This window comes from Acinetobacter sp. YH16052 (assembly GCF_013417155.1).
GTDB lineage: Bacteria > Pseudomonadota > Gammaproteobacteria > Pseudomonadales > Moraxellaceae > Acinetobacter.
Genome location: NZ_VPEO01000014.1, coordinates 78,552 through 92,531, shown reverse-complemented (window position 1 = coordinate 92,531; position 13,980 = coordinate 78,552). Strand labels below are relative to the sequence as shown.

Sequence of the window (13,980 nt, the reverse complement as noted above, 5' to 3'; positions counted from 1 at the left end):
ATCTTGAATTTGCTGCCAGATATCATCGGTAAGAAGAGTACGTGCCATTGAAAATATAGAAATAAAAATAACTCAAAGGAGGATTTTAAGTATTTAAAACCAATTCTTCAAATGAGGACACGCCCTAATCTGCTTTAAAAAAATGACAATTAAAATCTTGTATAAGTCTTCTTTTAGAAGTGTAAAAGAGTATTGTCGGTTAAAAAAATACTGCTATATTGAACTCATGGTAGGTCGTAAAACCAATAAGACGCTACCGATAAGTTGGACGGATCAATGACAGTTAGTTGAGTTTGATGTTTATTACCAGACAATAAATCTAGCACTAGCCATCCAACACAGAGCTCGCAGAAATGCGAGCTTTTTTAATGTCTGCGCAATTCATTCAGTTTAATATTCTTTTTCTTATAATCCATCCAGATAAAAAAGTTTACACTGCCAAATTCGCTAACATCTTGAAGACTAATCGCTTGGCTAATTATGGTATAAAAAACTGCAAATTGGATAATGAGAGAGGAAGGAAAAATGTCAAAAATGATTGATATCAAGGTAAAAGATCAATTTAGTCAAGTGACTGAAGCGAAAGCGATGCTGCGTTCCTTTGCAGAGCACAACATTCATCATGCAGCTGAGTTGGTCAAAAAAATTGAACATATCGTGGTAGATGGTGAAACGATTCTGCCGAGTATTGAGCTATTATTTGAAAGCCAACAATCTTCAAATATTTATCGCGTTGTCGAATAATTTAATCAGTGAACTTCAGATAGGTAGAAAAAAATTGAACTTATTTATCCGAAATCACCGATTCAGCAGTTAAAAAACTCACCATTTAGGTGAGTTTTTTATACTTTGGTGTTTGCTAGCTTGGATACTACTGTATGCAGCTATAATCAGCTTCTGATTCAATATCTAAGAGAAGACAACGTGATAATGGGCTTTAATTGGCCGAAGAAATATCCCATAACAATAAAAAAGCTCGCTGGAGTGAGCAAATATTTAAATCTGTTTAAGCTGCACATTCACATCATATTTTTCAAAATCTTTTAGAATCTGCACTAAAGTTTGCTGTGCGATTGTATGCTCAGGGCTTAAAGAAATTTCCTGACGAGTCGTGCTGTCAAAACATTCAATGGCCTGGATCAGCCAATGATGCTCAATGGGACTTTTTTGAATCAACACACGGCGCGGTTGCAAGCTGTCACTGATCTGGCGGGGAAGTACATAGGTGATCGCCAGTTGCACAAATTGCAGTTCTTCAACCGGACTTAAAAAGGTAATTACCCAATTGCCAACTTTACTCAGTTGCATGGGATTATCGAACGCATCGAATTCTAAATAATGTGACATATACATGATCCAATCGGATGTCTATGCTCACTATATGGCGGGATTATAATTCTTTTTCTATCACGCTTAAGTCGGATATTTCGAGCTTTAAATTTTGCTTAAATATAAATATATCAAATAACCAATTAGTTATTTTGAATAATTAAAGCTGCCTCATTATTAAACTCACTTATTTAAGAGTTTAAAAGACTAAGATGTTCTTATTCAGGCGCTTCATTTTACTGCAATTGATCTAAAGCAAAATTGATCTGCTTCAGAATGTGATTCAATTCTTGGGGAGCAATACGGCTTTCCTGAAGGGACGTGATCCATTGCATTTGGCACAGTTTTAAACTGCGCGTATCCGGCGCCTGTAAAATCTGATGAATTTGCTGCTTGGCCATCAAGCCACAATATTTTTGTAAGCTTTCCATCATCATATATTTAAGGTCTTCAAAAGACATAGGTTGCAGTTCAGGCAGCTTTTTTGCATGGCTTGAATCCGTTTCAGCAGATGGAATGTCCTGCGCTACTTTAATGGATTCCATCTCAGGATGGAGTTCTTTTGTCGCAGAAGCTGCTGCTATCGATGAGTCCAACGATCGGTGAATCTCGGAGTGTGCCAGGTCAACTTTTGTATCTGTTCTTGCATCAGCCTGCTTTTGACTGATGGCTACCTCGCCCGTTTCAGCTGGAATAATTAAATCCATGGCATAAAGCTGATCTAAGAGTTCGGCAGGAGCAAGCTGCTGCTTTAAGCCATCATTTAATAAGTTGAAATCCTGGCTGCCGATCAGAACCAATAAGCGGCGTTGGCGTGCGGTCAGTGGGATGGAGCGATCCTGTAGCACCTCGATCCCACGTTGAGTTTTATAAAAATGCATCATAACTGAATAGATGGTTGCTTAAATTCAGCTAGAGCATAGTCTGTGAAAATTACATTAATATGAAGTATTTATTAAAATACTGAGGTTTATTTTGATAAGACCTATAATGTCGTGATCGCCGTATTTTCAAGGGCCTTACGTAAATAAGGATCCAGTTCATCCTGACGCAATAGCCATTGCACATAGTCAGTAGGAAGTTCGGCGATGGCAGTACCGCGATGTTTGCCAAAATTAATCGTACGTGGAATTCGGGCATCTTCAGAAGCGTCGAATAATTCCTGCATACTGTTGATTTTTAAATGATGCACAATATGCATCAAAATATTAGCAGTTAAAATAATATCCATATCGGCACGATGCGCTTTACGGATCATTTCACGCGCTCTTTCGCTGCCTTTGGTGATCATATAAATCAGGGCAGAAATATTGTGTGCTTCCGCATCTGGCCAGACCCGACGTGCTAAAGCCAGTGTACAAATCGCCTTGATTTTTGAAGTATCTACGCCACATTTTTCGATGGCACGGACGTCATAATCAATATTATGGCCGATCATGTAGACGGTTTCATCAGGCAGGCGAAAGGTACTGTAATGCGGCTGACCTTCCAGATCCGATTCCAGAATATGATGCACGGCCATGGCAGCAAAAGAAATAGCTTCGTCACATGAGTAGAGCTGATCAAACAGGCGGCTTTTATCCAGACTGATTTTATGCTCTACAATTTCGACAGGCGCATAAGCAATTTCGATGGGTTGGCCATTTAAAGTATGCGTTTCGGTATCAAGAATAATGGCCTGCATGTCGGAAATGTGCCTGAAAAGAGAGGAGAGTAAAATCTAACATTATTATTTTGCAACTGACAATTGAATTGCTTTATTTCTGTATTAATTGCAGGCTTTTTAACGTATGACGACTATTTGATAGTTCTGGGAATAGGAAATTCTCTATTCTTAAGTTGGCTGATTTCATAATAAATCTAAACTGGCGCGAATTTAATAGAAAAAATAACGCATTCTTTTCTTGATATTGTTTAGATAAATTGGGAAATTACATGTAGTTTTATCGTTTGTTAAAGATAAAACCAGAAAAACTCATTAGAGATGATAATAAATAAGATAAGGATAAGATCGATGAAACGTCAAGTATTGACCTGTGCTCTTCTCACATTAAGTGTAGCCTTAACTGCTTGTAACGATGATAGTGATAATGATCGTTTTTACGAGTCCAAACCTGCTGTTCCAGTAAATAATATCGATAATCCAGTCGTGGCAACACCTGTAGCCTATACTCAAACTGATTTCTCCGGGATCGCTGACGAAAGTGTGATCATGACTTATAAGATGTTAGGAATTAATGGTAAGGAAACACAAGCTACTGCATTAGTTTTCACACCCGAGGGAACGCCTCCAGCTACAGGCTGGCCAATTGTGGCATGGGCACATGGAACTACCGGTGTAGCTGATCAGTGTGCGCCGAGTCGAAAAGCGCTGAATGATTATATCAAAGCCATGATTGGCGGGTTTCTCCAAGCTGGCTATATTGTAGTGGCACCTGACTATGAAGGTTTGGGAGAGCCAAGTGGAAAAGAACTTCATCCTTTCTTGAATCTGAAAAGTGAAGCTTATTCTATTACTGATGCAGTTGTGGCTGCACGAAATTATTTAGGTTCACAAGCGTCCAATCAATGGGTTGCAGTAGGGCATTCTCAAGGTGGCCAGGCAGCTTTAGGTGCTGCGCAATATGCAGCACGTGCTTCTAAGATGACCTATAAAGGTACGGTAGCTTTAGCACCGGCTTCAAATTTCAATCTGATTTTGACAGGAGGTGAACAACAGGCGGGACAAGAAACAAATCTGGATAAAAAAATTGGAACTTTAGCATCTTTAGATACCTTTACTGCATTGATTGTTGCCGGTTTGCGTAACCCGAACCCAAATTTGCAATATAGTCAGATTTTTAAAACACCAACCGACGAAATCGCGAAAAATGCAGAAACTGATTGCTATGATGTATTAGGCCAGAAATTTGGTACTGCAATGTATGCTTATGCACAATCAAATAATAACTCAGTAAATAATTATCCTCGTACTCAAACTAACTTTATGAGTATTCCAGTCGTAAAGAGCTTCTTAGAAAAAGATTCTCAGCCTTTACTTGTTAAAGTTTCTACGCCAGTGATTATTTATCAGGGTTCAGCAGATAGTACCGTTCCCAAAGCAGCAACAGATGTTTTAGTTGCACTCGCCAATCAGAAACAAACTTCAGTACGTTATATTACGGATGAGTCAAATGTGACTAAATGGGATCATGGTAGTGTCTATGCACTGAATATTCCTAATATTATTTCAGATGTAAAATCTCTAATGCCAATTCAATAACTTATTTTTATCTGAATGGCTCATGTTTTTTTAGACATGAGCCATTTTTATTGCAAACTGAATAAAGTTCATGATCGAAAATTTAAAACTTCATGCTACAATACGCGCCAATCTTAGCACGGCTTAAAAGCCCTAAATCAATAGGACCTCGCTAATGTTTGCCAATATCTCTATCGCTGAATTTGATCCAGAATTAGCTCAAGCAATCTCGAATGAAGATGCTCGTCAAGAAGCTCATATTGAGCTAATCGCTTCTGAAAACTACTGCTCACCAGCAGTTATGGAAGCTCAAGGTTCAAAACTTACTAACAAATATGCGGAAGGCTACCCAGGTAAACGCTACTATGGCGGTTGCGAGTATGTAGACGTTATCGAACAATTGGCGATTGACCGTGCTAAAGAACTCTTTGGTGCTGATTATGCTAACGTTCAGCCACATGCTGGTTCACAAGCAAACTCAGCAGTTTACTTAGCGCTTCTGAACCCGGGCGATACAGTTCTGGGTATGAGCCTTGCTCACGGTGGTCACTTGACTCACGGTGCAAAAGTAAGCTTCTCTGGTAAAACATATAATGCGATTCAGTACGGTTTAAACCCTGAAACTGGCGAGATCGATTACGAAGAAGTTGAGCGTTTAGCGCTTGAGCATAAGCCACGCATGATCGTTGCTGGTTTCTCTGCATACAGCCAGATCGTTGACTGGCAGCGTTTCCGTGAAATCGCGGACAAAGTTGGCGCTTATCTGTTTGTTGATATGGCTCACGTTGCAGGTTTAGTTGCTGCTGGCGTTTACCCAAGCCCGGTGCAAATTGCTGACGTTACGACGACGACGACTCACAAAACACTTCGTGGTCCACGTTCTGGTCTTATTCTTGCGAAAGCAAACGAAGAAATCGAGAAGAAACTTCAATCGGCTGTATTCCCAGGCAACCAGGGTGGTCCTTTGGTTCACGCAATTGCTGCAAAAGCAATCTGCTTTAAAGAAGCAATGGCACCTGAATACAAAGCTTACCAACAACAAGTTGTGGTAAATGCGAAAGCAATGGCTGAAGTATTAATCGCTCGTGGTTATGACGTAGTTTCTGGCGGTACTGAAAACCATTTGTTCTTATTGTCTTTAATCAAACAAGACATCACAGGTAAAGAAGCTGATGCTTGGTTAGGTGCTGCTCACATTACTGTGAACAAAAACTCTGTACCAAACGATCCACGCTCTCCGTTCGTCACTTCAGGTATCCGTATCGGTACACCTGCAGTAACAACTCGCGGTTTCAGTGAAGCTGAAGTGCGTGAGCTCGCAGGCTGGATCGCTGACATCCTTGATGCGAAAGGCGATGAAGCTGTGATCAACGCGGTTAAAGAAAAAGTTGCAGCGGTATGTGCTAAATTCCCAGTTTATGCATAATTGCTTATAAACGGAAAGGAGCTCCCAACCGGGAGCTTTTTTTATAGCTGTAAAAATAACGATATAAAAGATGTTTGGCCTTGATCGGACTTACATAGATCGATTTCCTTGCCGTAAGAGATTGAGTCATCAATAAAATCATATTGAGTTTTTCTCAATCTGGCTTAAAGTCTTTTATCAACTATTGGTATTTTAAAATGCTTTAAAAGAATGGATGCATTCGTTGCACGCTTTGCTTGAAATTATTTACAGGAATTATTTTCAGAACCTGACACTTTAAAACTAATAGGTTATTGAGCTGAAGATCATGGTAGATGAAGCGCTTGAGTGAATCCCATGTTACTGTAAGGTGGTGCTGATATAAGCGCCGTGAATGACATCATTCTTTTTATTTAAACGTTATATGGATCGGTATCATTTGAATATGGGTAAATCCTGTATTTAAAAATGCTGCTGGCGGTTGATTGATTAATTTTTCATTTATGCATTAAACAAGGTAATAAGGATGACTAAACCCAACATTATTTTATCTGAGCAAGATTTACATCGTCTGGAAACGATGCTGGAGAATCAGAGCAAGCTGAGTGAAACCATGATCCGCTTAGAGGATGAATTGGCACGTGCCGAAGTGGTCGAGCCGCAAGCGATCGCAAGCAATATCGTGACCATGCATTCCCGTGTGTTGCTGACCATTGCACCTTCTACGGAAGCTGTTGAGGTGACACTGGTTTACCCACACGAATTTAAAGGTGAAAAGGGGCAGGTCAATGTGGTCGCACCAATAGGTGCAGCCATTTTGGGCTTAGCAGAAGGTCAAACCATTGAATGGCCACAACCGGATGGTCATACCATGAAAGTAACCATTGAAAAAGTGCTGTTTCAGCCGGAGAGCGAAGGGGATTATCTTTAAGCCAGCGTTGGATCATCCTTGAAAGCCATAGCAATATGGCTTTTTTTGTATATGGATTTTAAGTAAAACCTGGTGTTGTAAGCATTTAGATCAGATTGAATACATTTTAAAGTTCTAAATGCTTAAAGTTAAACAATTCTCAAGATGCTACGTAGCCATTTATCTCTGTAATTGGATTGTCTTGCCAAAATCATAATTAAAATAAAGATAAAACATGGATTTAGTTAAAGTGATGTAACGAATTTCTGGATAAATATACACAACGCAGTCTGTTTTTTTGCTACATTCGAAGATGTTCTAGACTTCTTTGTTTCACTTTTTTAAAGGATATCGCCTCAACCATGTCGCGCTTTGAAGCTCTACCTGCCTTGACTGACATGATGCTTGATCGTGAGGAAATTCTGGCGATTAAGCGTAATGAGCTTGTGCCTGTACTGGATAATCAATATGGGCTGAATCATTATGCAGATGCTTTGATTCAGGCACAGTCCGTTCTACTGAATGGTGTAGATCCGCACTTGACCCAACAGTTAAGCCATACCATTGAGCAATTGATTCAGGCTTTGGCAGAATCTAAAAAATATCTGAAAAAACGTAAATTTAATGCCCTACAGAAATGGCTAGGCATCGATCTGGATTATGGCTCAAGTCAGGTGGAATATTATCAACGGCTAGACCGTTTGCTCGATCAGGCCGATCACTTAAGCCGTAAATTACAGATTGAAATTCAGAAATCGCAGTCGCGTTTTCAGCAGCTTTTGGGGTTGCGCGAACAGATGGCCAAGCACATTGTCGCAGCAGACGAGTTTCTGTCTGAATATCCGCTATTCGTCAAAAACCAGCATCCCTTGGATAATTTTTCAGAACGCCTCTCCAAGAAAATTAATACCTTACGTACCTTGCAAAGCAGTAATGACATCGCCATTACCCAGATGCAGCTTTCGCAGCAGCTTTCCTTTAGCCTGCTGGATCGCTTTAAGGAAGCACAGCAGGTCTTGATTCCGGCCTGGCAATATCATGTCAAACAAAGCCAGACGAAACACTCGACAAGTAATCTGGAAAAACTTGATAATAGCCGTGAGAGTCTGATTAAAACGTTAAAAAAATCCCTCGAGAAACCCTCGAAAACATAACAATATAAGGTGAACTATGACCAAGTCTGATTTAGTAAATTTACCTGTTGAAAGCTCGAATGAACTGGTCGAACAAAAATTCCAGCAAATGGACCTGAAAGAATTGGGCTTACAGTCTGCTGACTTTCAGGAGGTGCTGGCTGCACGTAAAGAGTTGCAGAACATGAGTCATAACAGCGTGGCTGAATATGGCAAAAATATTGCGACCAAAACTTCGACCTATACCGATGAATTACTGAATCTGGTGCAAAATAGAGATCTGGATGCGACAGGACAGAAGCTGAATCAGGTGGTACAGGTGGCGCAGCAGCTAAATACCAGCAGTATTCTCAATAAAAAGAAAAGCTCGGGTTTTTTTGGCAATATCATTAGTAAATTCAAAGGTGCGAAAGATAACTTTGATGCGCATTTCAATACCACTAAAGAGCAGTTAGATGTACTGGTGAAAGAGATTGAAACCTCGCAATCCGGTTTGAAAGCACGTGTTGATACCCTGGATAAAATGTTTGACGGGGTACAGGATGAATATAAACAGCTCGGGGTGCATATCGCCGCAGGACGTTTACGCGAACAGGAGCTGCAACAGGAAATTTCCGCTTTAACCGCCTTGCCGCAAGATCAGAGCACCACCCAGAAAATTTATGACCTGAACCATCTGGCCAATAATCTGGAAAAACGTGTCAGTGATTTACAGGTACTGCAGCAATCTGCCATGCAGACCTTGCCAATGATCCGGATTATCCAGTCGAATAACCTGATGTTGGTCGACAAGTTCTATGCGATTAAAAACATTACTTTACCGGCGTGGAAAAACCAGATCAGTCTGGCGATTTCGTTGAGTGAACAGAAGAACAGTGTACAGCTGGCCAATACCATTGATGATGCTACCAACGAGCTGCTGCGCCGTAATGCTGACCTGTTACATCAGAACTCGGTTGATACGGCTAAAGCCAACCAACGTTCAGTGATTGACATCGAAACGCTTGAACATGTGCAAAACACCCTCATTAAAACTGTAAATGATGTGATTCAGATCCAGAAAGAAGGTGTACAAAAACGCACAGAAGCAACCGTGCGTTTGAAAGCTTTGCAGGATAATCTGAATCACTTGGTGATTGAATCAAGTACCAGTGGATCCAAGCCCAACTAAATCAGGTAGGGCCAAAATCTGAAAGAAGGAGTAGAGATTGCCGCCCTTAGATGAATACGCCGTTAAGCCTCAGGACATCAAGCAGGGGGTAGTTGCACTCAAGAAACGTCAACGCAATTTGATGCTATTGGGTTTGACCACCTCTACCGTATTTATAGCCTCACTGATCAGCCTATTTTTCCAGCAGGAACTGATTTATGGTTTTTTTGGCCTGAGTACCCAAGTACAGCAATTGCATTTGCCGGTCAGTGTAGATGCCACACTGGCCAGCATTGGTGATAGTCCAGATTATTTTTTTAGTTTGCTGAGCTGGTTTGGCTGGCTGATTATTAAAATTTTTGCCTCTTTCATCGGTGCATTTTTTGTGATTGGCTTACTGAAAAAGTTGCGTTTCTTTTATGTGCGCTTTCAGTCTTTTGTGCTGAAATTTGTCGCCTGGCTGATTGCTTTTATCGTAATTTGGTCAGGCTTAACTTACTGGCAGCATGATCTGCGCAATGATCGGGATGATGCTTATCAGCAAGTGGTGTATTACGATAGTAATATCAATGATAGTGAAATCGCCCGTTACCTGGCTGATTCAGAGATTGCAGCACCGGTGAAATCTTATTTATTGGCGCAAACGGCATTGCTGCATAAGCCTCAAGATTTATCTGCCGCAAAACCTTATGTTTTAAATTTGGTTGAAGCAGAAAAACAGGATCCTAAATTTGAACAATATGGTTTCAAGCCTGAACAAATTTGGACCATGCAGCAACAGGTCTATGGTCAAGCCATGACATCAGTCGCCAAGAGTGTAAATACGCAGGTACAACAGGCGGATCAGTTAAGTCAGATCACGAATCTGGTTATTATTGGTGTTGCTATTTTATCGGCACTACTTAGCCTAATCTTGTTTTTCTTGGCCAACTCAATCAAGGGTCGTTCTCTGCGTATCGAACAGCGGATTCATTAATTTCCCAAAATGCTCCTGAATAGGGAGCATTTTTTTGATAAAAATTTAACGTTATTTTTAAGTCAAAATATTCAATTTAATCGGCACCGCCCAAAAATTAATATGAATCAGCATAAAATCTATGATTGGATTTTTAATCTAAAATATCGATTAATAAAATAAAAACAAACTGTTTTACCTATTTGTTCAATTCATTTAATATCCTGTTATCAAATAAACATTTACTCCTTTGGAGACGTTAGCAATGTTAGATCAAAATACTTCAGCTCAACTTAAAACCTTACTTGAACGCCTGGAAGGCCCGATTGAACTGGTCGCGACTTTAGACGGCTCTGACAAATCAGCCAAAATCCGGGAACTGGTGTCCGAGGTTGCTGCACTGTCTGACCTGGTCACTGCACGCTTTGACGGGACCAATAAACGTGCGCCAAGTTTCGGGATTGCCAAGCAAGGTGAAGAACCACGTGTATTCTTTGCAGGCTTGCCAATGGGCCATGAGTTTACTTCCCTGATTCTGGCATTACTGCAAACTTCCGGTTATGCACCGAAAGTCTCTGAGGAAGTGCTGGCGAATATCAAAAGCCTGGGTGTTCAATCTAATTTCGATGTATTTGTGTCTTTAAGCTGTCATAACTGTCCGGATGTGGTTCAGGCACTCAACCTGATTGCCATCTATAACCCGGGTACCACTGCTACCATGATTGATGGGGCTTTCTTCCAAGACGAAGTCGAAGAACGCAAGATCATGGCGGTGCCGATGGTATTCCAGGACAACCAGCATATCGGTCAGGGTCGTATGACGCTGGAAGAAATCATTGCCAAGCTGGATAGCAATGCCGCTACCAAAGATGCGGAAAAGCTGAATGCCAAAGACGCCTTTGATGTCCTGGTGATTGGTGGTGGACCTGCAGGCAATACTTCAGCCATCTATGCAGCGCGTAAAGGTATTAAAACCGGGATCGTGGCGGAGCGCATGGGCGGTCAGGTCATGGATACCATGGACATTGAAAACTTTACGTCTGTACAGAAGACCCAAGGTCCTAAATTTGCTGCCGAGATGGAAGCCCACGTGCGTGAATATGGTGTCGACATCATGAACCTGCAACGGGTATCCAATATCAAAGGGGCTGATGAAACGACCAATGGTCTGGTGGAAGTGACTTTAGAGAATGGTGCAAAACTTAAATCGAAGACTGTGATCCTGTCGACCGGTGCACGCTGGAGAGAAATGAATGTACCGGGTGAACAGGAATACAAAACCCGTGGTGTGGCATACTGCCCGCACTGTGATGGTCCACTGTTCAAAGGCAAGCGTGTCGCTGTGATTGGTGGCGGTAACTCAGGTGTAGAAGCCGCGATTGATCTGGCGGGGATTGTGGAGCATGTGACTTTGGTGGAATTTGATACCAAGCTGCGTGCGGATCAGGTGCTGCAAGACAAGCTGAACAGCTTGCCGAATACCACCGTGATCAAAAATGCTTTATCTACAGAAGTGGTTGGTGATGGTTCTCAAGTGACTGGTCTGAAATACAAAGACCGTGCCACAGATGAAGAACATGTGGTTGAGCTGGCGGGGATCTTCGTGCAAATCGGTTTGTTGCCAAATACGGACTTCCTGAAAGAAACCCAAGTTGAATTAACGAACCGTGGTGAGATTGTGATTAACGACCGAAACGAAACCAATGTCAAAGGGGTATTTGCAGCAGGTGACTGTACCACCGTGCCGTACAAGCAGATCATCATCGCGACCGGTGAAGGTGCCAAGGCGTCATTGTCTGCCTTTGATTACATCATCCGTTCGGGGCAATAAAAAAAATAGCACCTGGGTTCCCCAAAACCGAGGTGCTATATCTTATAAATATATTATTATCGCTTTATAGGAACTCAGGACGCTAACACCCGAGTTCCTTTTTTTATATTTATTATTGGATCAGCCAAAAGTGTCCCCACACACTTTCAGCTGTTCTTTGCCTCTCACTTTTTGTTTTCAACCCTTATTTTTATACTTTCCCCAAGGTTGTCTTTACCTAAAGCAATGTTTATTCCATCGCTTCATTTTTAAGATTTAAATAAGTTCAAACCCTTAAATTTTTCCAGTAATTGCTCCTGTGTTTCCCGATACTCCGGATGTGGAATAATGCATTCAATCGGACAAACATCCACACAGGTTTGATGCTCATAAAAACCGACGCATTCAGTACAACGGTTCACATCAATTTCATAGACTTTGGCACCCTCATAAATCGCGTCATTCGGGCATTCCGGTAAACACATATCGCAATTGATGCATTTGTCGGTAATTAGCAGTGCCATATTTAACTCGCTTGATAAGCCAGTGAAGATGCCGAAATATCCACAGTTGAGCTTGGCAGATTACGGATGAGCAGGGCATATTGCATATCAACATCTGCTGGAACTGGAATTTCGACAATATGACCTGAACCTTTGGCGTCTTCGATCAGATTACCTTTTTTGTCTTTCATTTTGGTTAAAGTAAAGCTGATATTGCCTTTGGTGGTCATCAGTTCGAGTGAGTCACCCACCACAAAGCGATTTTTCACATCAATCTTGATGTAATCGCCATTACGTTCCAGCACCTCACCGCAGAAAATTTGATGATCAAAACTGGAAGAACCATGTTCATAATTCTGATATTCACTATGCACATGGCGGCGCAGAAAACCTTCGGTATAACCACGATTCGCTAAGCCTTCTAATTGTGTCATCAGTGACGGGTCAAAAGGTTTACCAGCCAACGCATCATCAATCGCTTTACGGTAAATTTGAGCAGTACGGGCGCAATAGAAATAAGACTTGGTACGGCCTTCAATCTTCAGTGAATGTACACCTACTTTGGTTAGTCGCTCTACATGCTGAACAGCTCGCAGATCTTTGGAATTCATGAAATAAGTGCCGTGTTCATCTTCTTCTGCGGCAAACATATCTTCATCATTCCGCTGCAATAGCACAGGCTCATCAAACTGATGTTGTTCTTGCATGTGTTGTTCGTCGGCATCTTTTGAGCAGCAGCCTGAATCCAGATTTTTTACCGGAATGACATCACCGGTTTCATCTTCCTTGGCATCCAGAACTTTATATTCCCAGCGGCAGGCATTGGTGCAGGCACCCTGGTTGGCATCACGCTTGTTCATGTAGCCAGATAGCATGCAGCGACCAGAGTAAGCCATACAGAGCGCACCATGCACGAAGACTTCAATCTCCATATCGGGCACGTGCTGTTTGATTTCTGCAATTTCTTCAATCGACAGTTCACGTGACAGAATCACACGGGTCAGCCCCATGTTTTTCCAGAATTTCACAGTTGCCCAGTTCACGGCATTGGCCTGAACAGAGAGATGAATATCCATCTCTGGAAAATGTTCACGCACCAGCATGATCAGACCTGGATCGGACATGATCAGCGCATCCGGCTGCATCGCGACCACAGGTTCCAAGTCGCGAATAAAATTTTTCAGCTTGGAGTTGTGCGGCTGGATATTGACCACCACATAGAATTTTTTGCCAAGCTCGTGTGCTTCTTTGATGCCAATCGCTAAATTGTCATGGTCAAATTCATTATTACGAACACGCAGGCTATAGCGCGGCTGGCCGGCATAGACTGCATCTGCACCATAAGCAAAAGCGTAGCGCATATTTTTGAGTGAGCCAGCAGGTGAGAGAAGTTCAGTAACGGTGGTAATGCTCATGATCAAATCGAAAGACATATAAAAAGTACGGCTTTATTCTAATCATCTGGAATTTGGATTCAACCTAGTAAATCACTCGGAAATACGCGATTTGGAGGTAAAACAAAGTTCTTTTTTAAGTAAAGAATT

At 41.6% G+C, this 13,980-nt stretch carries 13 protein-coding genes; 8 read left to right on the top strand and 5 right to left on the bottom strand.

What is annotated here, in order from left to right:
- The first annotated feature begins 525 nt into the window (after window positions 1–525).
- The gene (locus tag FTV42_RS11010; protein ID WP_180038768.1) at window positions 526–744 is read left to right on the top strand and encodes a hypothetical protein; all 219 of its coding nucleotides are present in this window, start codon (window positions 526–528) and stop codon (window positions 742–744) included.
- Window positions 745–996: 252 nt separating this feature from the next.
- Here FTV42_RS11010 and FTV42_RS11005 read toward each other — a convergent pair whose 3' ends face one another.
- The 3 genes from FTV42_RS11005 to FTV42_RS10995 form a co-directional block, all read right to left on the bottom strand.
- The gene (locus FTV42_RS11005; protein WP_164543105.1) at window positions 997–1,347 is read right to left on the bottom strand and encodes a hypothetical protein; all 351 of its coding nucleotides are present in this window, start codon (window positions 1,345–1,347) and stop codon (window positions 997–999) included.
- 218 nt (window positions 1,348–1,565) lie between these two features.
- The gene (locus FTV42_RS11000; RefSeq protein WP_180038767.1) at window positions 1,566–2,213 is read right to left on the bottom strand and encodes a hypothetical protein; all 648 of its coding nucleotides are present in this window, start codon (window positions 2,211–2,213) and stop codon (window positions 1,566–1,568) included.
- Window positions 2,214–2,314: 101 nt separating this feature from the next.
- On the bottom strand, window positions 2,315–3,013 hold the full coding sequence (locus FTV42_RS10995; RefSeq protein ID WP_044112093.1) for a DUF3820 family protein: 699 nt from the start codon (window positions 3,011–3,013) through the stop codon (window positions 2,315–2,317).
- A gap of 330 nt (window positions 3,014–3,343) precedes the next feature.
- Between FTV42_RS10995 and FTV42_RS10990 the strand changes: the two genes are divergently transcribed.
- The 7 genes from FTV42_RS10990 to ahpF all read left to right on the top strand — a co-directional run bounded on the left by FTV42_RS10990 (window position 3,344) and on the right by ahpF (window position 11,954).
- Window positions 3,344–4,591 (top strand): alpha/beta fold hydrolase, encoded by a 1,248-nt coding sequence (locus FTV42_RS10990; RefSeq protein WP_180038766.1) that lies wholly within the window; start codon window positions 3,344–3,346, stop codon window positions 4,589–4,591.
- A 154-nt stretch (window positions 4,592–4,745) separates the two neighbouring features.
- Window positions 4,746–5,996, top strand: a complete 1,251-nt coding sequence (gene glyA, locus FTV42_RS10985; RefSeq protein WP_180038765.1) for a serine hydroxymethyltransferase — start codon at window positions 4,746–4,748, stop codon at window positions 5,994–5,996.
- Between the two features lie 505 nt (window positions 5,997–6,501).
- Entirely contained in the window at window positions 6,502–6,906 is a 405-nt protein-coding gene (rnk, locus tag FTV42_RS10980) for a nucleoside diphosphate kinase regulator (protein ID WP_044112091.1), read from the top strand.
- 341 nt (window positions 6,907–7,247) lie between these two features.
- Window positions 7,248–8,039, top strand: coding sequence for a tellurium resistance protein (locus FTV42_RS10975; RefSeq protein WP_180038764.1), 792 nt, complete (start codon window positions 7,248–7,250; stop codon window positions 8,037–8,039).
- 16 nt (window positions 8,040–8,055) lie between these two features.
- Window positions 8,056–9,189, top strand: coding sequence for a toxic anion resistance protein (locus FTV42_RS10970; protein ID WP_180038763.1), 1,134 nt, complete (start codon window positions 8,056–8,058; stop codon window positions 9,187–9,189).
- A 37-nt stretch (window positions 9,190–9,226) separates the two neighbouring features.
- On the top strand, window positions 9,227–10,144 hold the full coding sequence (locus tag FTV42_RS10965) for a hypothetical protein (RefSeq protein ID WP_180038762.1): 918 nt from the start codon (window positions 9,227–9,229) through the stop codon (window positions 10,142–10,144).
- Window positions 10,145–10,388: 244 nt separating this feature from the next.
- Window positions 10,389–11,954: an alkyl hydroperoxide reductase subunit F gene (ahpF, locus tag FTV42_RS10960; RefSeq protein WP_180038761.1), complete on the top strand. Its 1,566-nt coding sequence runs from the start codon at window positions 10,389–10,391 to the stop codon at window positions 11,952–11,954.
- A gap of 248 nt (window positions 11,955–12,202) precedes the next feature.
- Here ahpF and FTV42_RS10955 read toward each other — a convergent pair whose 3' ends face one another.
- Together FTV42_RS10955 and yegQ are read right to left on the bottom strand one after the other, a co-directional pair.
- Window positions 12,203–12,457: a YfhL family 4Fe-4S dicluster ferredoxin gene (locus tag FTV42_RS10955; protein ID WP_180038760.1), complete on the bottom strand. Its 255-nt coding sequence runs from the start codon at window positions 12,455–12,457 to the stop codon at window positions 12,203–12,205.
- A 2-nt stretch (window positions 12,458–12,459) separates the two neighbouring features.
- Window positions 12,460–13,869 carry a tRNA 5-hydroxyuridine modification protein YegQ gene (yegQ, locus tag FTV42_RS10950; protein ID WP_180038759.1) on the bottom strand — a complete coding sequence of 470 codons (1,410 nt, stop codon included), beginning with the start codon at window positions 13,867–13,869 and terminating at the stop codon, window positions 12,460–12,462.
- Window positions 13,870–13,980: the final 111 nt, after the last annotated feature.

What these genes read in the sequence shown, in the direction of transcription:
- FTV42_RS11010 (WP_180038768.1), top strand. Translation starts at nt 526, where the DNA reads ATGTCAAAAATGATTGATATCAAGGTAAAAGATCAATTTAGTCAAGTG.
- glyA (WP_180038765.1), top strand. Translation starts at nt 4,746, where the DNA reads ATGTTTGCCAATATCTCTATCGCTGAATTTGATCCAGAATTAGCTCAA.
- ahpF (WP_180038761.1), top strand. Translation starts at nt 10,389, where the DNA reads ATGTTAGATCAAAATACTTCAGCTCAACTTAAAACCTTACTTGAACGC.
- FTV42_RS10990 (WP_180038766.1), top strand. Translation starts at nt 3,344, where the DNA reads ATGAAACGTCAAGTATTGACCTGTGCTCTTCTCACATTAAGTGTAGCC.
- yegQ (WP_180038759.1), bottom strand. Translation starts at nt 13,869, where the DNA reads ATGTCTTTCGATTTGATCATGAGCATTACCACCGTTACTGAACTTCTC.
- FTV42_RS10995 (WP_044112093.1), bottom strand. Translation starts at nt 3,013, where the DNA reads ATGCAGGCCATTATTCTTGATACCGAAACGCATACTTTAAATGGCCAA.
- FTV42_RS10955 (WP_180038760.1), bottom strand. Translation starts at nt 12,457, where the DNA reads ATGGCACTGCTAATTACCGACAAATGCATCAATTGCGATATGTGTTTA.
- FTV42_RS11000 (WP_180038767.1), bottom strand. Translation starts at nt 2,213, where the DNA reads ATGATGCATTTTTATAAAACTCAACGTGGGATCGAGGTGCTACAGGAT.
- FTV42_RS11005 (WP_164543105.1), bottom strand. Translation starts at nt 1,347, where the DNA reads ATGTCACATTATTTAGAATTCGATGCGTTCGATAATCCCATGCAACTG.
- FTV42_RS10975 (WP_180038764.1), top strand. Translation starts at nt 7,248, where the DNA reads ATGTCGCGCTTTGAAGCTCTACCTGCCTTGACTGACATGATGCTTGAT.
- FTV42_RS10970 (WP_180038763.1), top strand. Translation starts at nt 8,056, where the DNA reads ATGACCAAGTCTGATTTAGTAAATTTACCTGTTGAAAGCTCGAATGAA.
- rnk (WP_044112091.1), top strand. Translation starts at nt 6,502, where the DNA reads ATGACTAAACCCAACATTATTTTATCTGAGCAAGATTTACATCGTCTG.